Source organism: Halorussus amylolyticus (assembly GCF_004143485.2).
GTDB lineage: Archaea > Halobacteriota > Halobacteria > Halobacteriales > Haladaptataceae > Halorussus > Halorussus amylolyticus.
The window spans coordinates 233,535-253,035 of the sequence record NZ_ML974130.1 but is presented as its reverse complement, the minus strand read 5'-3'; the positions used below and the strand labels follow the sequence as shown (position 1 = coordinate 253,035).

Below are 19,501 nucleotides of genomic sequence, written 5' to 3'. Positions count from 1 at the left end.
GGTGGCCTATAGGTGAACAACAAGAATGTCGCGTAGCTCACCTGTCCCCGACCACCCGACACTCGAACTCGACCCCGAAATGAGCGAGGGCGAGCGGCTCGCGGCGCTTCGCGAGCACTTCTCACGAGTCGTGAGCGTCAACGATGCTCTCGAAGACCGCCTCGACGCCGCCCGCGAGCGCAGGCGCGGCCTGCGCGAGGAAGTCGATAGGCTCGAACGCGAGAACGAGACGCTCAAGACCACCTCGCTGTACGTCGCGACCGCCGAGGAACTCACCGACGACGGCGTCATCATCAAACAGCACGGCAACAATCAGGAGGTGCTGACCGAGGTGTCCCCGCGCCTGCGCGACACGATAGAGTCGGGCGACCGAGTCGCGGTCAACGACTCGTTCACGGTCCAGACCGTCCTCGACTCCGAGAAGGACGCCCGCGCGCAGGCAATGGAGATAGACGAATCGCCCGGGGTGACCTACGACGACATCGGCGGTCTCGAAGAACAGACCCGCGAGGTGCGCGAAGCGGTCGAACAGCCGCTCGAAAACCCCGAGCAGTTCGAGACCGTGGGCATCGACCCGCCGAGCGGCGTCCTGCTCCACGGCCCGCCCGGCACCGGCAAGACGATGCTGGCGAAGGCCGTCGCCAACCGGACCGACGCCACCTTCATCAAGATGGCGGGGTCCGAACTCGTCCAGAAGTTCATCGGCGAGGGCGCGAAGCTGGTCCGGGACCTGTTCGAACTCGCGGCCGAGCGCGAGCCCGCCATCGTCTTCATCGACGAAATCGACGCCGTGGCGTCCAAGCGCACCGACTCGAAGACCTCCGGCGACGCCGAGGTTCAGCGCACGATGATGCAACTCCTCTCGGAGATGGACGGCTTCGAGGACCGCGGCGAGATTCGCATCATCGCCGCCACGAATCGCTTCGACATGCTCGACTCGGCCATCCTCCGGCCCGGCCGGTTCGACCGCCTCATCGAGGTTCCCAAGCCGAACGCCGAGGCGCGTCGGAAGATTCTCGACATCCACACCCGCGACATGAGCGTCGCCGACGACGTGGACTTCGACCGACTCGCGAAGGACACCGACGGCTACAGCGGCGCGCACATCGAGAGCCTGACGACCGAAGCCGGGATGTTCGCCATCCGCGACGGTCGCACCGAGGTCGTGGACGCCGACTTCCGAGACGCCATCGAAAAGCTGGACGAGGGCGACGACGATACCGGCATCGTGACCGAAGGCTCGCTTCCGAGCTACGCGTACTGAGTTCCGAGCGACGCCCATTAAAAGAATCCACAGTCGCAGGTCGAGTCTGTTTTTCGAAGGTCGAATCCGTTTTCCGTTTCGAGCGAAAGGAAAAAGATGAGCCGCGCTACTCGGACGCCGCGTCCTCGTGAACGCCCGAAAGCGCCTCGACGGTCGGGGCGTTCACGATGGTCACCGTGTCGCCGTCCTGCTGGACGTAGAAGGCGTCACCGAACTCGCCCTCGATGCGCCACGTGTTCTCGCGGCCGTCCACTTGCGTCGCGTCGTTGAAGTTCAGGAGTCGTTCGTACCCCTCGACGAACTCCCCGGCGTCCTGCTCGGAGTCCCAGACCGACTGCCAGACGTAGCCCGTCTCGTTCTCGTCGGTGGCGTCGTTGGTGTAGACGAATAGCTTGTCGCCGTCCCAGCCGTCAGAGGGCGTGCTGTTGTAGTTCAGCGGGTCGATAGTTCGGAGTTCGCCGCTCGACTGGTCGACGTTGAAGAAGTCCTGGGCGGGGATGACCTGCGACTCGCCCCCGGACTTGTAGTAGGGGTACATGAGCATCGAGAAGATGCCCGCCTCGCCGACGCTCGCGTAGTCGGGTCGGCCGTCGACGCTCAGCCGGTCCCACGACTCGCCCGACGCGTCTTCGACGCGGAACTCGGTCGGCGAGTCGTCGCCGAACTTGTCGGGGTGGATTATCTGCTCGGTGCTCTCGGGCTGGTTCTCGTAGAGGTCGTTGACCGCGTCCCAGCCGCCCTCGCGGTGGACGCCCCGAACGAACGCCGGGCCGTCACTGTAGGGCTGGAACTTCAGGATGTACGGACCCATGTTGGCGAGTCCCTCGCCGGACTGCTGTTGAGGGGTCGGGGTGAGACAGTCGCCACCCCACTCGTCGCCACACCGCTGTTCGTAGAGATAATCGACGTAGTTACCGTCGCCCTCGATGAGGCCGTCCTTGGCGTTGTGGAGTTCGCGAGTGGACTGATTGAACGAATCGAAGTCGAAGTGCTGGTCCTGCAGCGCGTGGAACAGCTCCTGAGACAGCGTGATTTCGTTGAGTTCGGGCGTCTCGGAGTTCTCCGAGACCACCACGATTCGCTCCTCGGCGGGACTGTAGAAGCCGCCGATTGCCGACCCGGAGTTGCTGTTCTGGACGCCGATGGAGTCGGTCGATTCGTTGATCATGAACAGGGCTTCGAACTTGGTGTTGTCGAACACCCTCCGGTGGTCCGGAACCGACTGACCCTGCTGTTCCTCGCGGAACTCCTCGCGGGTCTGTATCTCGACCGGGACTCGGTCGTCGAATTCGAGACCGCGGACCTGCTCGACGCGGGCCATCGACCGCGAGACGACCTTCTCCAACTCGGTGTCGTTCAGGCCGTCCTCGGGCGTGACGTTGATGGTCTCGTTGTACCAGATGCCGTCCTCCCATCCGAGGACGTCGGAATCGGGGTCGTCGGGTTTGTTCACCGCAGACTGTTCTCCCCCGGAGTCGGTCGAGTCCGAATCGGTGTCGGACTGGCCCGGCGCGTCGGTCGCACCGGTCGTGTCCGCCGTCGTGCCCGCGCCGGGTGCCTGTGAGCACCCCGCGACGACGAGCATGAGCGCGACCGCGATTGCTAGGCTTGCACGCATTCGTGTAACTATCATGTAGGACCACTGGGTCAAAAAGGTCTTGAAAGAAACCTGAGACTCCGAGAGATTCGTTATCCGGCGACCGGGGTGATTCGCCGGATGACGAAAAAACGTTTTTTCACCCCGGGCCGTAGACTCGCGCATGAATTTCGACCCGAAATCCACCGCAGTCGTCGTCGTGGACGTTCAGAACGGCTTCTGTCACCCCGACGGGAGCCTCTACGCGCCCGCCAGCGAGGACGCCGTCCGAGACGTGGCCGACGTGGTCTCGACCGCGCGCGACGCGGGCGCGTCGGTCGTGTACACCCGCGACGTGCATCCGCCCGAGCAGTTCGAGGGCAACCACTACTACGACGAGTTCGCGCGCTGGGGCGAACACGTCCTCGAAGACTCGTGGGAGGCCGAACTCCACGACGACCTCGACGTGCGCGAGACCGACCACGTGGTCGAGAAGCACACCTACGACGCCTTCTATCGGACCGATTTGGAGGGGTATCTCGACGCGCACAAAATCGACGACCTCCTCATCTGCGGCACGCTGGCGAACGTCTGCGTCCTCCACACCGCCGGAAGCGCGGGCCTCCGGGACTACCGACCGGTGCTAATCGAGGACGCCATCGGCTACATCGAGGAGAGTCACAAAGAGTACGCGGTCGAGCATTCGGACTGGCTGTTCGGCGAGACGACGACGAAGGGCGAAATCGAGTTCGAGTAGCGCTGGTGGACACATCCCGGTCTCGCGTCTCCAGTCGCCCCCTCCGTCCGTTCCAGTCGTTTCGGGAACCAGTAAATATACTTACAGTGAGTCTCAACCGCGAATCAGATGCGCCGAAGACGACTGCTCGCCGTGACCGCCCTGTCGGCACTCGGCGGCTGTCTCCGCCTGACTGACGCCGACGAAACCGGGACGGAAACCGCCGACGACTCGGAGACGACCGGACCAACCGACGACGACGCGTCGGACGACACGACGACGAGCGACTCACCGGGGGTCCTCTCGGTCGACTCGACGTGGCTGTGGTCGGACCGGCCTTCGACTACCGCGATGGGTGAGGACGTGCTCTACGTCGGAACGGGGTCGGACGTGACCGCGCTCGACCCCGAGTCCGGCGACGAGCGGTGGACTGCGACCACCGACTCGTCGGTCAGAGAAGTCGCGCCGACCGACGACGGCGTGGTCGCTGTCGGCGCGGCATCCGACGGCGACGAGGATACCGGAGTCGTCTCGACGGTCGGCGACGGAGAGGTCCGCGAGCGCACCGAGGTTGACCGACCGCTCCGGTCGGTGACGGTCGGCAACGAGGCAGTTCTCGCGGGCGTCTACGGGACTTCGTCCGACCGCGAGGGACCAATCCTGTTCGCGTTCGACCGCGAGGGCCTCGAAGGCAGATGGGACGCGAGTCAGTTCTCCGAGGACAGCGTCGACGGCATCACCATCGCCGACGGCACCGTGTTCGTCGGCTACGCCAATCACTTCGCGACATATTCCCTCGACGATGGCTCGGAGGGCACCTCGACGGACTGGGGGATTAGCGGGCGTCCGCTCGTAGAAGACGGCGTCGCGTATCTCACGGCCCACGAGGGACTCCGTGTGCTCGACGTCGCCAGCGGAATAGAGGAGTGGAACTTCGAGAACAGACGCCTCCACACCGCGCCGACGCTGGCCGACGGGACCCTGTACGTCGGCGGCTTCGACGGCCTCTACGCGGTCGAGGCGGACGGCTCGAACGGTCGGAAGCTGGTCGACACCGGCGAAGAGACGTACGTCACGACTCCGCCGGAGTTCCACGCGGGCTACGTCTGGATTCTCACGGTCGAGAACCGACTCCTTGCGGTCGAACCGACCCACGAGGAGGTGCTGTTCGAGACGGAACTCGACGGTGAAGGCAAGTGGCTCGCCAGTTCCGACGACGTTCTCTACGTCGAACACGACCGGGGCGTCGAGGCGTTTACGGTCGAGACACCGTGAACGCCAACACGCGGTCGTCGAGGAACGCGACCAATCGGTCGCCAGCGGCGACCGTCCGCTCGGTCCGGGCGGGCAGTTGCTCGCGGTACACCGTCTCGCCGGTCTCGACGTCGAGACCGTGGAGGACATCGGTGTCCTGCGTGGCGACCCACACCACGTCCCCGACGACTGCTGGCGAGTACCGAACCGGTTCGGGGAGTTCGACCGACCACAGACCGTCACCGCCGACTTCGGTGGCGTGGACGTTCGGGCCGACCGTGAGGTAGACGACGTCGCCGTCGAACACGGGTCCCGAGACGTGCGAGACGACGTTCGTCTCCCGCTCGACCTCGTGGGACCACTCGCTCTCGCCGGTCTCGGGGTCGAGGCGGACGAGCCCGCGGTCGGTGTCGACAAAGAACAGCGACCCGTCTCGGACCACGGGGTCGGTGTCGGGTGCGAGTTGCCAGTTCCCTTGCCACGCCCACTCGCCGGTCTCGGGGTCGAGGGCTCCGAACTGGTAGTCGAACCCGCCGAGGTAGGCGGTGCCGTCCGCGAGGACGCCGCCGGTGTAGTAGCCGTCCTCGACGCTCGACGACCACGAGACGTCGTACCCGTCCCGCGAGAGGCCGTAGAGGCGGTCCTCGCCTTCGTCGTGGTAGGTGGTCCCGAAGACCACGGTGTCGTCGGTGGTCAGCGGCGGGCCGACCGTCGGCGACTGGTCGGCGTCAAAGACGGACTCTGCGGACCCCGATTCGGCGTCGACGGCGTACAGCGCGCCGTCGCTTTCGGTTCTCTCTCCCACGCCAGCGTAGAGGGTCCGGCCGGCCAGCGAGAGCGAGCGCGTCCGGTACGGTGCCGAGACCGTCCAGCGCTCAGAGCCATCGGCGACGTTCAGCGCGAGCAGTCCCAAGTCACTCGTCTGGTCGCGGTCGGCGACGTACAGCACGTCGTCGTCGAGGACGTGCTCGCCCGGTTCGAAGTGCTGGCTCCACTGGGGGTCCAACTCGACGTCCCACTCCGGGGTCGTCTCGGTCGTCTCGGTCGTCGAGTCGGGTTGCTCGGTGTCGGTCGGCGCGTCCTCGCCGGTCGTGGTGTCGTCGTCCGACTGGGTCTCCCGAGTGGTCGTACCCTCCCCGGTCGCCGTCAGCCGGAGACAGCCCGAGGAAGCAACGAGCGAGCCGACCGTTGCGAGGACGTCGCGACGACGGACGACGCACGAACCGTCTCGGGACATCGAGTCGTCGCTCATTGCTCGACTAAGGTACTGACGTCGTCGTACAACGAATGCGGGCTCGTGACGTTCTCCAGTTCGATGGCACCCAGCCCCTGATTCAGCGAGATGGTACCGTAGCCGAGCAACTTCTGGACCCTGCTCTGGCGTAGTTCGTGGCTCCGAACCTTCGAGACGGGAACCGTGCGTTGCCACGTCCGGAAGAACAGTTCGTACTGGCGCGTGATGGTGTCCTCATCGACGACGTACTTGGTCTGCCGGAGCACGTACACTCGGGCCAGGAACCGAAGAATGCCCAGTAACGTCAGCAGCCCCACGGCCTGAATCACGACGTTCGCCACTTGCGGACCGCCGACCAGATCGGTGTTGGTCCAGATAGCCGCGATCACTCCGACCCCGAGCACCGTCACGACGCCGAGCCAGATTAGCGTCGGCCGAACCGTCGGGTGAGTCCGTATCGGTGTCGAGACCGTCTTCCGCTCCGACTCCGGCGTCGTCGCGCCGCTCTCTGCGTCGGTCGGTACGTCTTCGTCGCGCGTGTCGGGTGTTTGGGCGCTCATAGTGTCGAAGTGGAAGGCGTCACGGTACGGGAACGGTGGAGACGGTGTACGTGAGTATCGACGCTCCGATGTAGACGACCGGTGAGAGGGCCACCGCGATGACCACGAGTAGTCCGTCGGTCCGGCTCGCCCCATGATTGATGCGCGCACCGAGGTACAGCGAGTAGAGGTAGTACGCGACAAGAACGGCGAGAACCGCCAGGACCGACTGCCCGTGTGGGGTGAGCTGACCGAATTCGAGAGAACCGGGTCGCCCGCCGGGGAGTCCGAGGTCCGCACCGAACCAGTCGATGACCGCGTAGATGAACGTCTTCTGGAGATCGACGACCAGGGTTCGGGCCGCCGTCACGCCCGACGTGGTCGAGAGATACCAGACCACGGTGAAGATTCCGGCGAGGTACGCGCTCGTGCTGTAGATGACCGCGTACGCTGACCGAAGGACCCCGCTCGACTGGAGCGTCAATACCATCGAAACGTGGACGCTCAGCAACGTCAGCGCCGTCGCGGCCAACAGGAACAGCGAGTTCTGAGCGAACGCGTACAGGAGCTCCCACGCCTCGGGAGTACCGAGCCCGGCCAGCGCGCCCTCGAACCACGGTGGCATCGCGGGGACGTTCTGTCGGCCGAAGCCCGCGACGGTGAGTGGCCCGGCGTACGCCGCGAGATTGACCACGTAGACGACGACCAGTTGTCGGAACTGCCGGAGCTGATTCAACACGGAGCCCTGTCGCTCGCGGACGGTTCGTGCCTCGACGAGCGACGCTGGTCGGAACACCGCGTCGTACAGCCCGGAGACCACGTTAACCGTCCGTGACATGCTACGGTTAGCAACCGTCGGGAATACAATATAAAATTTTTCAAAGATGTCCGGGTCACGCCGGGGGGGTCTGCGCCTCGAAGCGCACCTCGACTTCCTCGCCAACCGTGAATTCCGCGTCGGGACACACCAATTTCGCGCCGAACGACGCTCGTCGCGAACAGCACAGCGAAATCCCGGTAATCGGCGTCCCGTTCGCCAGCACGGTCACGTCGTCCCACGCGACGGTTCGGCCTTCTGCGACCCCTACCTGCCGACCCGCGAGCGAGACCGCGGCGGCCGCCGCGGTCTCGCTCGCGTCGTTCGACTCCTCGCCGAGAGTGTCACCGCCGAGAACGCCGCCGCCGTCGTAGTGCGGAAGCCCGCCGTCCAGTACTTCCCCTTCCTCGCACGCGATTCCGGCGAACCGCTCGCCGGGCGCGGGGTGGTCGGGCGAATCGAGGACGACGTAGGTGTCGGCGCGCTCGACCACGACCCCGGCCCCGTCCCACAGAACTGGCTCGACTTCGACGCCCGCCTCGACCCGAAGCGACCCCGACGCTCGATAGGGGTCGGCGTCGCGCTCCCGAAAGCCGAGGTGGATGTGATTATCGACCCACGGCGCGAAGAAGCCCGACCGGACCATCTCTCCGAGCGAGTCGCCGACCCGGACTCGGTCGCCGGGTTCGACACCAGGTTCGACGTGGAGCATCCGCGCGAGGTGGTCGCCGGTGTCCACCACGATGAGGTGGTCGTTCGCAACGGCGTAGGGTTTCGGCGGCGCGGAGACGGTCCGGGTGGCGACGACCTCGCCCGCGACCGGACTCGGCGCGTCGTCGGAGTTGACGGCATCGTCGCTGTCGGGAGCGTCGTCGGTCTGCGGATACAGGTCGATTGCACACCCCTCGTCGTGGGCGACGTAGGGGGAGTTGTACAGCGAGAACCGGGGGTAGCGTTCGAGCACCCCCGCGGGAACGACGACCATCGCTCGCACTTCGAACCCCGGTGGATTTAGGTACTCCGGATGCAACCCCCGGATATGCGCGTACTCCGCGGGCGGGCGGACTCGCCGAACGCCGACCGGAACGCCACCGCCGCGATGCTCGAACGGACCGCGGCGACCGGCGAGGCCGCGATTCGGGTGTGGCGACCCCACCGACAGCTCGCGTTCGGGCGGCGCGACTCGCGGGCCGACGGCTACGACGTCGCCAAGCGAGTCGCTCGCGCCACCGGCTTCGACCCGGTCGAGCGGTCTGTCGGCGGGCGGGCGGTCGCGTACACCGGCAACACGGTCGCGTTCGCCCACGCGGTCCCGCTCGACGACATGCGGGTCGGGATGGACGAACGCTACGACGAGACCACCAGAGCCGTCCAGCGCGCGCTCTGGCGGCTCGGCGTGCCCGCGCTCCGGGGCGAACCCGAGGCGAGTTTCTGTGCGGGCGACTACTCGCTCCAGCGCGACGGCAAACTGGTCGGAGTCGCCCAGCGCGTGCGGAAGAACGCGGCGCTCGTCTCGGGCGTCGTGGTGGTCCGCGACCACGAGGAAATCGCGGACGTTCTCGACCCGGTGTACGCCGCGCTCGACGTGCCCTTCGACCGGGGTTCGGTCGGGAGCGTCGAGAAGGCCGGCGGCGACGCCGACCCCGAGACGGTCGTCCGAACCGTCGAGGAACTGCTCGTCGGCGACCGGGACACCGAGGTCGTCGCGGTCGGTGACCGCGACGACTGACCGCCGAAGCGGTCGGCGACGGGGAATCTCGGCCCCGACACGCTTACCACCTGCGGCGCGGAAACTCATCCCATGAACGTCACCGTCGAGGTCGTCGGCGAGGGGAGCCACGACCTCGAAGTCGAGGACGCGACCTACGCCGACCTGCTCGCGGCGGTGGACCTCAGCCCCCACGAGGTGTCGGTGATGGTGGACGGCCGCCCCGTGCCGGAGGACCAGCCGGTCGAAGCCGACCACGTCAAAGTGCTTCGGCTCATCAAGGGCGGGAGCGACGAGGCGGACGCCGGGCCGATACCCGAGTTCGACCGCGAACGCCGGGGTCTCGGCGTCTCGGCTCTCGACTTCGAACTCCCGAACGCCGGAGCGGGTCCCGACCCGGTCGTTCTCTCGGACCTCGCCGCCGACCCGGACAACGACGCCATCGTCGTCTTCTTCCACCGCGACTACCGCTGCCGGAACTGCCGCGAGCAGGTCGAGGAGGTCGCCGACCGCTACGGGGAGTTCCGGGACCGCGACGCCGCGGTCGTGTCGGTCCTGCCCGAACCGAAGGCGAAGGCCGAGAAGTGGCAGAAGAAGTTCCACCTCCCGTTCGCGCTCGCCGCCGACGAGGAGAAGTCGGTCGCCGACCAGTACGGCCAACCGACGCGATTCGGCGCGCTCGGGAAGCGACTCGACATCGTGGGACGGATGCCCGAGACCGCGATTCTCGACGCCCGCGACGGGCTCGAACTGTTCGCCGTCCACCGCGGCGACAAGCCCGCCGACCGACCATCGACGGACGACGTGCTGGCGATGGTGGACCGAATGCTCGAAGCCGACGAATGAGCGTCGGGATTCGCGAAGCGACCCCGGACGATTCGCTCGGCGTGCGTCGCGTTCTCGACGCCGCGATGCTCGACGTTCGGGACGACCTCGAAACCCGAATCGAGACCGGCGACGTGCTGGTCGCCGCGGAGGGCGGGCCGATTCTGGGCGCGCTCGTCCTCGTGCCCCGAACCGACGGCGCGCGCGTGGACGCGGTGGCGGTCAGGCGCGCGCGCCGCGGGCGGGGTCTTGGCACCCGACTCGTCCAAGCGGCCGCCGAGCGTGTCGCTCGGCGGCCGCTGGTTGCGGAGTTCGACCCGAGCGTGCGACCGTTCTACGAATCGTTGGGATTCGAGGTTTCGTCGGTCGGCGAGGGGCGACTTCGCGGCGTCTTCGAAGTCGAGACGTAGCTACACCAGCGGTTCGACCAGTTCCCGACCCGCCTCCAGCAGCGCCGCGACGCGCTCGGCGCTCCCCGCTTCGGCGTAGACGCGCATCTTCGGTTCCGTGCCGCTCGGCCGGACGAGGAGCCACGAACCGTCGTCGAGCAGAATCTTGAAGCCGTCCGTAGTGTTCACGTCCTCGACGTGTTCGCCCGCCACCTCGTCCGGAAGTTCGGCTTCCAACTCCGAGAGGACGCGCTGTTTTTGGTCGTCGGGACAATCGACGCTGACCTTGTCCTGATGTATCTCACCGAACTCGCTCAGGAGGCCGTCCACCCGGTCGTCGTAGGAGCGTTCGCTCTCGACCGCCCCGGCGAGCAGGGCCATCAGCACGCCGTCCTTCTCGCGGTTGTGGCCCCGGATGGAGAAGCCACCGGACTCCTCGCCGCCGATGAGGGCGTCGTAGTCGCCCATCGCCTCGGCGACCCACTTGTAGCCGACCGCGGTCTCGACGACCTCCTCGCCGTGGGCCTCGGCCACGCGGTCCACGAGGAAGGTGGTCGAGACGGTCCGAACCGCGGGACCGGAGTCGTCTTCGAGCAGGTAGTCGTACGTCGCGGCGAAAAAGAGGTTCTCGTCGAGGAAGCCCCGCTCGGGCGTGACGAGCGCGATTCGGTCGGCGTCGCCGTCGTTGGCGATACCGAGGTCGGCGTCGCCTCCGCGGACCGCCTCGACGAGACCCTGTAGATTCTCGGCGCTCGGTTCGGGGTTAGTGCCGCCGAACTCGGCGTCTTGCTCGCACCGCAGGCGCTCGACGTCGGCCCCGGCGCGTTCGAGGAGTTGGTCGGTGAATCCTCGGCCCGACCCGTGCATCGCGTCGTAGACGACTTCGAGACCGTCCAGGTCGGCATCGACGAGGTCGAACAGGTGCTCGGCGTAGGGTTCGAGCAGGTCCTCCTCGCGGACGCTCCCCTGCTCGTCCTCGGAGAGCGCGCGGGGTTCGGCGATTCGCGCCATTATTTCGTCGGTGACTTCAGGGAGCGCGGGTGCGGCGTCGTGGGGAAAGAACTTCACGCCGTTGTAGTTCGGGGGGTTGTGGCTGGCCGACACCACCAGTGCGCCCGCGAGGTCGCGGTCGGCGACGGTCCACACGGCCAGCGGCGTCGGGCAGTCCCGGGGCGGAATCAGGGCGTCGAAGCCGTTGGCGGCCAGCACGCGACACAGTTCCTCGGCGAACCCCCGCGAGGTCTCGCGGGCGTCGTAGCCGACCGCGACGGTTCCCCCGTCGCGGTCTTCGACCTCTCTGAGGTAGTCGGCGACCGCCTGTCCCACCATCCGGACGCGAGGGGCGGTGAACTCGTCCAACGTCGCTCGCCAGCCGTCGGTTCCGAACGAAATCGGCGTCTCCATATCCGGCCAATCGCTTCCCCCGGCGAAAAAACCACCGCGTGCGTCACCGCCCGCGGGCGAACTGTCCAAACACCCGCGACTCTATCTTTCGGAGGTGTTCGCCCACCGTGCCGGGCGACACGCCGAGTTCGCCGGCGAGGTCCTCGTGGGTCGCCCGCCGCGGGTCCTCGTAGTAGCCCAGTTCGAGCGCGACCTCCAACACCTCCCGCTGGCGCTCGGTGAGGCGGGCGAACAGGTCGTCTGCTCGCGGCGGGCGCTCGCCGGTCTCGAGCAGTTCGACCTCGTAGGCGTCGGTGTCGGCTGGTATCGCATCGGTGAACGCGCCCTCGTCACCGACGAAGGTCATCTCGCGCGTCCCGCCCGGAAGCGCCTCGATGGGCATCTCTATCATCAGTTCCGAGTCGCGGAGCGCGGTCAGCGTGCGTCTGATTCGGTCGTTCGGCTCGAAGTGGACGTAGGCGTACCAGCTACCCTCCTCCCCGGTGACGGCGTAATCGTGGACGAACTCGCTCTCGTCGAGGAGTCGCTCGTAGCGGTCCTGGTCGCCGCTCGCTTCGGCGAGCAACAGGCCGGTGCCGTCGTCCAGTAACTCGAAGCGATGGATTCGCTCGCGCGTGACGCCCTCGACCTCCGCGAGGCGCTCGCCGAGCGGGTGTTCGCCCGCGCCCTCGGTCGGCGTGACTCGGACTCGTGCGTACCGCATGCCTCGGCGTACGCTTGTCACTTATAAAGAAGCCGTGGATTCGCGGCAGTAGAGTCAGGGCCGACCGGTCCCTATCGTTACGTATGACGACGCAAACGCCACCGGGACCGCGCGGCCTGCCCGTGGTCGGCAACACCCACCAGTGGGCCCGCGACCCCTGCGACTTCCGGGAGCGATGCGCCGACGAGTACGGCCGGGTCGTCAACTACGAGATAATCGGCTGGGACGCCTACATGTTGACCGACCCCGACGACGTGAAGCGGGTGCTGGAGGACACCGACACCTTCCCGAAGCACGACGACAGCACCGACAGGCTCCGGGAAATCGTCGGCGACGGCCTCCTCACCAGCGAGGGCGACCGTTGGGAACGCCAGCACGAGGCCATTCAGCCGGCGTTCTACATGAGCCACATCCGCAACTACGCGGACATCATGGTGTCGCGGACGGAGGACACCGTCGAGCGCTGGCGCGACGGCGGGACCGTGGACCTACGCGAGGAGATGATGCGCACGACACTGGAGATACTGGTCGAGGCGATGTTCGGCGAGGACATCGACCTCGAAGCACGAGGCATCTACGACGCGGTTGAGGCGATGCAGGAACCCCTCCGGCCCCGGAACCAGCCGGTGACGTTCCTCGCGCCCGACTGGGCGCCCGTCCCCTTCCTCCGGCGGGCGAACCGCGCCAAGGACCACCTCGAAGCGCAGGTCTACGACATTCTCGACGAGCGTCGGCGCGGTGACGCCGACCGCGAGGACCTGCTGTCGATGTTGCTGGACGCGGACGCGGGGATGGACGACGAGCAGATACGCGACGAGATGCTGACCTTCCTCTTCGCGGGTCACGAGACTACCGCGCTCACGCTGACGTACGTCTGGGACCTCCTGTCGCGGAACCCCGACGCGGAGGCGCGACTCCGCGAGGAACTCGACGAGGTCGTGGACGGGCGGCCGACAGTCGAGGACGTATTCGAGTTCGAGTACGTCGACGCCGTCGTGAAGGAGGCGATGCGCCTCTACCCGCCAGCCCACGAAATTCGACGCGAACCCGCCAAGGACGTGACGTTCGGTGACTACGCGGTGCCGGAGGGGTCGCTTCTCGTCCTGCCGACGTGGGTCCTCCACCGTGACGACCGATTCTGGGACGACCCCGAGGCGTTCCGACCGGAGCGGTGGCTGGAAGCCGACCGCGACCGACCCGAGTACGCCTACTTTCCGTTCGGTGGCGGCCCCCGCCGGTGCATCGGTCGGCAGTTCGCCATGGTGGAGGCCCAACTCGCGGTCGCCACGGTGGCCCGCGACTGGACGTTCGACCGACGCTACGACGACCTCGACCTCTCGGCGGCGGTCACGCTCCAACCGAAGGGCGAGGTGCCCGTGCGGACAGAGCGCCGTTGACGTTCGTCCGGTTTGTATCTAGATTTTTACAAAAATCGGGTTCCGGAAAGGGTTTTCGTCGTCAGGGCCTACTCACCGAGTAATGGAATCCACGCCGACCGTCGTCGCGCTCGCGGGGAGCATGCGCGACGGAAGCTACACCCGAACCGCCCTCCGCCACGCGCTCGACGCCGCCGAAGCCGAAGGTGCCGAGACCGAACTCCTCGACGTGCGCGAGTACGACCTCCCGATGTTCGACCCCGACGAGGACGAACCGCCCGAAGCGACCGAATTCAAGCGCGAGATTCGGGAGGCGGACTCGGTCATCTGGGGAAGCCCGGTCTACCACGGGTCGTACTCCGCGGCGTTCCGGAACGTCCACGACTACTGCGGGTGGGACGAGTACGAGGACACCACGGTTGGCCTGCTGGTCTCGGCCGGTGGCGGGTCGTTCGGGAGCACGCTCGACCACATGCGCGTGACCGCCCGCGGCGTGCATGCGTGGGTCCTCCCCCATCAGGTCGGCATCCGAAACGCCCGCGACAAAATCGAGGACGGCGAAATCGTGGACGAGGGCATCAAAGACCGGGTGCGAAAGCTCGGCGAGCAGATGGTGGAGTACGCGTTCATCGAGCCTCGCATCTCCTCCGAGCGGGCCGAAGCCGACGATTAGCCGCGAACAACGAGGAGCCGAGCGCAGGAAGGGACTGAGCGCGCCGAGGGCCGAAGCCGACGAGTAGCCGTCCGGCTACTCGTCGGCGACTACTCGCTCTTTCTCCGGGCGCGAGAGCTGTTTGAGTTCGTACTCCCGAGACATCGCCGCGGATTTCGAGTCGAATCGCTCGGTGTGAACGAGTTCGACCGGCGTGCGCCCGCGGGTGTACTTCGCGCCCTCGCCGCGGTCGTGTTCGCGGACCCGGCGCTGTACGTCGGTCGTGTAGCCCGTATAAAAGCTGCCGTCGTCACATTCGATGACGTACACCCAGTGGACCGTCACGCCTGACAGGCTTCGCGCGGTGTGGTTCAGTCCTTCGGTTTCCCGCCCGAGTAGGTGGACTATGCGTTTCTCGCGCGTTGACGCGCGGCCTCTGCGATTCCAGCGTTCGCCGAACAGCCCGGACACGCTCTGACGTGGCCGTTCGCGTCGGCGAACACCCGTGCGAACCGTTCGGAGACGTGCGCGCCACAGTGGTCACACTTTGGCATGTTCACAACTGGCAGGGACACTGCCAGTGTCCAAATCTTTGTCCCCCATCACCAAAAGTGCTTCCAAAAACCGACGCCAATTTTTTAGAGTAGAAAGTAATTTTTGTTGAATCAGAACTCCTGCCGGGTGCGCGGCGAGGCGCGGACCGGCGAGACCGTCTCACTGGAGTACAATCGCGCGCTCGAACCGTCGGCGACTCACTCGTCGCCCGCGCCCTCCCGAGACTTCGCGCCGACGGCACGAGCGACGAGTCCGGCCTGTGCGCCGGCCACGAATCCGGCATCGACGTTCACGACCGACAGGACGGTACAGGACTGCAACATCCCCGAGAGCGCGGCCTCGCCGTCGCCGCCGTGGCCGTAGCCAGTCGAGACCGGCAGGCCGACGACGGGCGTGTCTACCAAGCCAGCGACGACGGTCGGGAGCGCGCCCTCCCGGCCCGCCGCCACCACCAGCACGTCGGCGTCTCTGAGGCCGTCGAGTTGGTCCACGATGCGGGTCAGCGCGGCCACGCCCACGTCCTCGACGCGCTCGACGGTCGCGCCCATCTCGGCGGCGATGACAGCGGCCTCGCCCGCCGGAACCGCGTCGCTCGTGCCCGCAGTCACCACGCCGACCGTGGCATCGACGTCGGGAGTCTCGAACGAGGGGGCGTGAGCCACGACCACGCCCGACCGGTCGTGGACCGTCACCTCGGCGTTCGGGAAGTCGGTCGCGAGGCGGTCGCGGACCGCGGCCTGGTGGTCGGCGTCGGTCCGGGTCGCGATTGCCCGGCCGGTGGTCTCGACCGCGGTAGCGGCGAGCGCCCCGACTTCCTCGGGCGTCTTGCCGTCGCCTAGAATCGCCTCGGGGACGCCGCGGCGCGTCTCGCGCGCCGCGTCGAATCGTCCGGCCTCTCCGGTGGCGTAGCCCGCGAGCGACGCCTCGGCCTCCTCGACGCTCACCTCTCCCGTCGCGACTGCTTCGAGTAGTTCACGCATACTGGGGTGTGGACGCTCTACGTATTCCTACCCTGCGACTCCGAGTCCGCGAGTTCGACCGGACGGCACACAACTGACTCGTATTTATAGTTTTCGGCCACCTGCGTAGATGTCGGTGGACCACGCCACGTGCCGCCGTTCGCATTCGAATTTGGGAAGCTTTATTAGGAGTCGGCGGAAACTCCAACTCGTATGGCAGACCTCATCGTCAAAGCCGCTGTCAAGGACGCACTGGACGACAAGAACGTGGCGTCGGACTTCTACGACGCACTCGACGAGCGCGTCGAAGACATCCTCGACGACGCGGCCCGCCGCGCCGAGGCCAACGACCGAAAGACCGTCCAGCCGCGCGACCTGTAAACTGGACTACCCGCTTTTATTTTATCGACGCCACGTCGCACAGCCGACGGCTTCGCGCTCGCAGCGCGAAGCCGTCGGAATCTCGTTCGCGCCGAACGCTCCAGAACCCCGTCCTCAGAACCGTCTGACTTCGACGCCGTCGTCGGTGCCGACGTGAATCTCGTCGGCCATCCCAACGAACAGGCCGTGTTCGACCGCGCCCGGAATCGCAGAGAGGTCGGCCGCGAGCTCGGCCGGTCGGTCGATTTCGCCGAACGCGCAGTCGAGGACGAGGTTCCCGTTGTCGGTCACGACCGGGCCGTCCTTGCGCTCGGCTTCGCGGAGCGCGGGGTCGCCCCCGAGCGCGCGCACGTCGTCGGCCGCGGTCGTCCGAGCGTCGGGGAGCACCTCGACCGGAATCGGGTGGTCGAGCCGTCCGGCGGCCTTGCTCGGGTCGGCGACCACGAGGAGCCTGTCGGCCGCGGCATCGACCACCTTCTCGCGGGCGTGAGCCGCGCCGCCGCCCTTCACGAGGTGCGGGCCGGAGAACTGGTCCGCGCCGTCGATGGCGAGGTCCACACCGTTCACCTCGTCGAGCGCGACGAGCGGGACCCCGGCCTCCTTCGCTAGCTCTCGGGACTGGAACGAGGTCGGGACGCCGCGCACGTCGAGACCGCTATCGGCCGCCCGCCCGATGGCGCGAATCGCGTGGGCCGCGGTCGAGCCGGTGCCGAGGCCGACCACCGCACCGTCTTCGACGGCGTCGGCCGCGCTCTCGCCCGCCGCGCGCTTGGCTCGGTCGCTTCCGCCGGTCGTCTTCATGGTCGCGACTGGGCGCTCCGAGGTGAAAAGTGTGGCCGAACCCGACCCAACGACACGTTTCCGCCCGCAACGGACGCCACCGTTTTGAACGTCCCCCGCGTACCTCGGGTGACAATGGCTGCCAGCCACTCGGACGCCGGGCCGGAGACGACGACCGACAGCGAGGACGCGGTGTCGCTCCGCGACGTGCGAAAGACGTACTACCTCGGCGAGCCGGTCCACGCGCTCGACGGTGTCTCGCTCTCGATTCATCGAGGGTCGTACACCGCGGTCATGGGACCGAGCGGGTCGGGCAAGAGCACGCTCCTGAATCTCATCGGGTGTCTCGACACCGCCTCGGAGGGGCAGGTGTTCGTCAACGGCAAGGAGGTGTCGGCGCTCTCCGAGCGCGACCGCACGCGGGTCCGGGGCGACGAAATCGGCTTCGTGTTCCAGACGTTCAACCTCATGCCGAAGCTCACCGCCGCAGAGAACGTCGCGCTCCCGCTCGTCTTTCAGGGCGTCTCGCGGAGCAAACGCAAAAGTCACGCCGAGAGCGTCCTCGACGAAGTCGGACTCGGCGACCGGACCGGCCACAGGCCGAACGAGCTCTCGGGCGGCCAGCGCCAGCGGGTCGCCATCGCTCGCGCGCTCGTAACCGACCCCGCCATCATTCTCGCAGACGAGCCGACCGGTAACCTCGACAGCGAGACCGGCAGGCAAATCATGGGGCTGTTCCAGCGACTCCACGACGAGGGCAACACCATCCTGATGGTGACCCACGAGCGCCACATCGCCGAACACGCAGAGCGCGTGATTCACGTCCTCGACGGGACGATAGAGCGCATCGAGGAGATAGAGTCCCCCCGCCGGGTCGAAATCGAAGCCTTCTGATGGAGTTCCTCGAAAGCGTCCGACTCAGTTGGCGCGCCATTCGAAGCCACAAACTCCGGTCGGTGCTGACCACGCTCGGCATCATCATCGGCGTCGGCGCGGTCATCACCTTCGTCACGCTCGGCGCGAGCCTGCAGGCCGACATCCTCGGACAGGTCGGAGCCGAGCGCACGCCGAACGTCTACGTCTGGTCGGGTCCAGAGGGGCAGAACGCCGGGCCGGGCGCGGGCGCTCAGCCGGTGTTCACCGAGCGCGACCTCACGGAACTCCGAAACGTCGCGGGCGTCTCGGCGGTCGTTCCGCGCGGAATCGTCCCCACCGCGGCAGTCTCGTCCGGGGGTGACACGGTGGCACAGCGCCAAGTCATCGCCACCTCGCCCGCCTCCTTCGACTCGGCGACGTTCGTCTCGGGTCGGGCGTTCGAGCAGGGCGAGCGCGAGGTCGTGTTGAACGAGCAGGCCGCGCGACTGTTCGAGTCGCAGGCCACCGTCGGCGACGAGGTCACCCTGCGACTCGCCTCCGGGGAGTCGGCCGACGCCGAGGTGGTCGGCCTGCTGAACTCATCGTCGGGCGGGGGGCCGTTCGAGGGGTTCGACTCCCAACCGCTGGTGTTCGTGCCGACCGACCCCTTCTACGACACCACCATCGAGAGTCCCGCGACCGGCGAAACCCAACGCGTCTACCCCACCGTGACCGTGGTCGCCAACGACTTCGGCGCGGTCGCCGAGGTGCAGGAGTCGGTTCGGGCGTACCTCGCCGACGAGTCGGACGCCGCGAGCCTCGCGCCCGGCGACTACGAGTTCTCGGTCCGGACCGACCAGGACCTGGTGGACCAACTCGAAGAACTGCTCGACACCCTCACCAACTTCGTGACCGGCATCGCGGTCATCTCGCTCGTGGTGGGGTCCATCGGCATCGCGAACATCATGCTCGTCTCCGTGACCGAGCGAACCCGCGAAATCGGCATCATGAAGGCCGTCGGCGCGCAGAACCGCGACGTGCTCCAGTTGTTCCTGCTCGAAGCCGTGATGCTCGGGGTCCTCGGCGCGGTCGCGGGCACGCCGGTCGGCGTCCTCGGGGCGTACGCCGCCGCGGAGTACATCGGTCTCAGCCTCGTCTTCCCGCTGGAGTGGTTCGCCATCGCGGTCGGCGTTGGCGTGCTCGTCGGGGTTCTCGCTGGACTGTACCCGGCGTGGAACGCCGCGCGGACAGACCCCATCGACGCGCTCCGGTACGAGTGAGACGGCGTCGAACGTCTTTTCAAAGAGGTAAACCGCAAGCCGGCCAGTTCGCTAACCGTTTCCGCCACACCACCCACCGCTCGGCCGAAAACTGGCTACAAACCTTCGCCTTCGCATGGAATCAGCTACTTTGAACACTGCCAACGGTACTGTTCAGATTGGCGTGTTGGAACTGAGACCACGTCCTCGAAATCCCTCGGTCGCTCGACTCCCG

At 66.9% G+C, this 19,501-nt stretch carries 22 protein-coding genes and 1 pseudogene; 12 read left to right on the top strand and 11 right to left on the bottom strand.

The window, feature by feature from the left end:
• Window positions 1-25: 25 nt before the first annotated feature.
• The gene (gene pan2, locus EKH81_RS01290) at window positions 26-1,264 is read left to right on the top strand and encodes a proteasome-activating nucleotidase Pan2 (protein ID WP_132058135.1); all 1,239 of its coding nucleotides are present in this window, start codon (window positions 26-28) and stop codon (window positions 1,262-1,264) included.
• 106 nt (window positions 1,265-1,370) lie between these two features.
• On the opposite strand, the gene EKH81_RS01285 is transcribed toward pan2, so the two are convergent.
• On the bottom strand, window positions 1,371-2,882 hold the full coding sequence (locus EKH81_RS01285; protein ID WP_132058136.1) for an Hvo_1808 family surface protein: 1,512 nt from the start codon (window positions 2,880-2,882) through the stop codon (window positions 1,371-1,373).
• 142 nt (window positions 2,883-3,024) lie between these two features.
• Here EKH81_RS01285 and EKH81_RS01280 point away from each other — a divergent pair, with 142 nt between their 5' ends.
• A complete protein-coding gene (locus EKH81_RS01280) occupies window positions 3,025-3,597 on the top strand; it encodes a cysteine hydrolase family protein (RefSeq protein ID WP_132058137.1) in 573 nt (190 codons plus the stop codon).
• A 108-nt stretch (window positions 3,598-3,705) separates the two neighbouring features.
• Window positions 3,706-4,851, top strand: coding sequence for an outer membrane protein assembly factor BamB family protein (locus EKH81_RS01275; protein ID WP_132058138.1), 1,146 nt, complete (start codon window positions 3,706-3,708; stop codon window positions 4,849-4,851).
• Here the strand turns inward: EKH81_RS01275 and EKH81_RS01270 are convergent.
• Genes EKH81_RS01270 through EKH81_RS01255 form a run of 4 tightly spaced genes read right to left on the bottom strand, consistent with a single transcriptional unit; the run spans window position 4,832 to window position 8,405 of the window.
• Window positions 4,832-6,082 carry an outer membrane protein assembly factor BamB family protein gene (locus tag EKH81_RS01270; protein ID WP_132058139.1) on the bottom strand — a complete coding sequence of 417 codons (1,251 nt, stop codon included), beginning with the start codon at window positions 6,080-6,082 and terminating at the stop codon, window positions 4,832-4,834. The genes EKH81_RS01275 and EKH81_RS01270 overlap by 20 nt on opposite strands.
• Complete coding sequence (locus EKH81_RS01265; RefSeq protein ID WP_162224335.1) at window positions 6,079-6,624, bottom strand: PH domain-containing protein; 546 nt, start codon at window positions 6,622-6,624, stop codon at window positions 6,079-6,081. The genes EKH81_RS01270 and EKH81_RS01265 overlap by 4 nt, the downstream gene beginning before the upstream one ends.
• A gap of 19 nt (window positions 6,625-6,643) precedes the next feature.
• Window positions 6,644-7,441 (bottom strand): hypothetical protein, encoded by a 798-nt coding sequence (locus EKH81_RS01260; RefSeq protein ID WP_132058141.1) that lies wholly within the window; start codon window positions 7,439-7,441, stop codon window positions 6,644-6,646.
• Between the two features lie 55 nt (window positions 7,442-7,496).
• A complete protein-coding gene (locus EKH81_RS01255) occupies window positions 7,497-8,405 on the bottom strand; it encodes a DUF8155 domain-containing protein (RefSeq protein WP_132058142.1) in 909 nt (302 codons plus the stop codon).
• Between the two features lie 54 nt (window positions 8,406-8,459).
• On the opposite strand from EKH81_RS01255, the gene EKH81_RS01250 reads away from it, so the two are divergent.
• The 4 genes and pseudogenes from EKH81_RS01250 to EKH81_RS01240 all read left to right on the top strand — a co-directional run bounded on the left by EKH81_RS01250 (window position 8,460) and on the right by EKH81_RS01240 (window position 10,363).
• Entirely contained in the window at window positions 8,460-9,149 is a 690-nt protein-coding gene (locus tag EKH81_RS01250; RefSeq protein ID WP_132058143.1) for a lipoate--protein ligase family protein, read from the top strand.
• Window positions 9,150-9,221: 72 nt separating this feature from the next.
• Window positions 9,222-9,416: pseudogene (samp2, locus tag EKH81_RS19530) on the top strand (ubiquitin-like small modifier protein SAMP2); the annotation flags it as partial.
• Window positions 9,393-9,974 (top strand): peroxiredoxin family protein, encoded by a 582-nt coding sequence (locus EKH81_RS01245; RefSeq protein WP_238392112.1) that lies wholly within the window; start codon window positions 9,393-9,395, stop codon window positions 9,972-9,974. The pseudogene samp2 and the gene EKH81_RS01245, both read left to right, overlap by 24 nt.
• Window positions 9,971-10,363, top strand: a complete 393-nt coding sequence (locus EKH81_RS01240; protein WP_132058144.1) for a GNAT family N-acetyltransferase — start codon at window positions 9,971-9,973, stop codon at window positions 10,361-10,363. Before EKH81_RS01245 ends, EKH81_RS01240 begins: the two co-directional genes overlap by 4 nt.
• Here EKH81_RS01240 and EKH81_RS01235 read toward each other — a convergent pair whose 3' ends face one another.
• Entirely contained in the window at window positions 10,364-11,746 is a 1,383-nt protein-coding gene (locus EKH81_RS01235) for a phosphoglucomutase/phosphomannomutase family protein (RefSeq protein ID WP_132058145.1), read from the bottom strand.
• Window positions 11,747-11,789: 43 nt separating this feature from the next.
• The gene (locus EKH81_RS01230) at window positions 11,790-12,449 is read right to left on the bottom strand and encodes a helix-turn-helix domain-containing protein (protein WP_132058146.1); all 660 of its coding nucleotides are present in this window, start codon (window positions 12,447-12,449) and stop codon (window positions 11,790-11,792) included.
• Between the two features lie 83 nt (window positions 12,450-12,532).
• Between EKH81_RS01230 and EKH81_RS01225 the strand changes: the two genes are divergently transcribed.
• The gene (locus tag EKH81_RS01225) at window positions 12,533-13,846 is read left to right on the top strand and encodes a cytochrome P450 (protein WP_132058147.1); all 1,314 of its coding nucleotides are present in this window, start codon (window positions 12,533-12,535) and stop codon (window positions 13,844-13,846) included.
• An 82-nt stretch (window positions 13,847-13,928) separates the two neighbouring features.
• The gene (locus tag EKH81_RS01220; RefSeq protein ID WP_132058148.1) at window positions 13,929-14,498 is read left to right on the top strand and encodes an NADPH-dependent FMN reductase; all 570 of its coding nucleotides are present in this window, start codon (window positions 13,929-13,931) and stop codon (window positions 14,496-14,498) included.
• A gap of 75 nt (window positions 14,499-14,573) precedes the next feature.
• Here the strand turns inward: EKH81_RS01220 and EKH81_RS01215 are convergent, their stop codons facing one another.
• The 3 genes from EKH81_RS01215 to larB form a co-directional block, all read right to left on the bottom strand.
• The gene (locus EKH81_RS01215; protein WP_132058149.1) at window positions 14,574-14,822 is read right to left on the bottom strand and encodes a GIY-YIG nuclease family protein; all 249 of its coding nucleotides are present in this window, start codon (window positions 14,820-14,822) and stop codon (window positions 14,574-14,576) included.
• Window positions 14,823-14,881: 59 nt separating this feature from the next.
• Complete coding sequence (locus tag EKH81_RS19985) at window positions 14,882-15,031, bottom strand: DUF7563 family protein (protein ID WP_449405099.1); 150 nt, start codon at window positions 15,029-15,031, stop codon at window positions 14,882-14,884.
• A gap of 198 nt (window positions 15,032-15,229) precedes the next feature.
• Window positions 15,230-16,012: a nickel pincer cofactor biosynthesis protein LarB gene (gene larB, locus EKH81_RS01210; protein WP_132058150.1), complete on the bottom strand. Its 783-nt coding sequence runs from the start codon at window positions 16,010-16,012 to the stop codon at window positions 15,230-15,232.
• Window positions 16,013-16,204: 192 nt separating this feature from the next.
• On the opposite strand from larB, the gene EKH81_RS01205 reads away from it, so the two are divergent.
• The gene (locus EKH81_RS01205) at window positions 16,205-16,372 is read left to right on the top strand and encodes a DUF1931 family protein (protein ID WP_132058151.1); all 168 of its coding nucleotides are present in this window, start codon (window positions 16,205-16,207) and stop codon (window positions 16,370-16,372) included.
• Window positions 16,373-16,486: 114 nt separating this feature from the next.
• On the opposite strand, the gene rpiA is transcribed toward EKH81_RS01205, so the two are convergent.
• Window positions 16,487-17,173, bottom strand: coding sequence for a ribose-5-phosphate isomerase RpiA (gene rpiA, locus EKH81_RS01200; RefSeq protein ID WP_132058152.1), 687 nt, complete (start codon window positions 17,171-17,173; stop codon window positions 16,487-16,489).
• Window positions 17,174-17,287: 114 nt separating this feature from the next.
• Between rpiA and EKH81_RS01195 the strand changes: the two genes are divergently transcribed.
• Together EKH81_RS01195 and EKH81_RS01190 are read left to right on the top strand one after the other, a co-directional pair.
• Window positions 17,288-18,046: an ABC transporter ATP-binding protein gene (locus tag EKH81_RS01195; protein WP_132058153.1), complete on the top strand. Its 759-nt coding sequence runs from the start codon at window positions 17,288-17,290 to the stop codon at window positions 18,044-18,046.
• Window positions 18,046-19,287, top strand: coding sequence for an ABC transporter permease (locus EKH81_RS01190; RefSeq protein WP_132058154.1), 1,242 nt, complete (start codon window positions 18,046-18,048; stop codon window positions 19,285-19,287). Before EKH81_RS01195 ends, EKH81_RS01190 begins: the two co-directional genes overlap by 1 nt.
• Window positions 19,288-19,501: the final 214 nt, after the last annotated feature.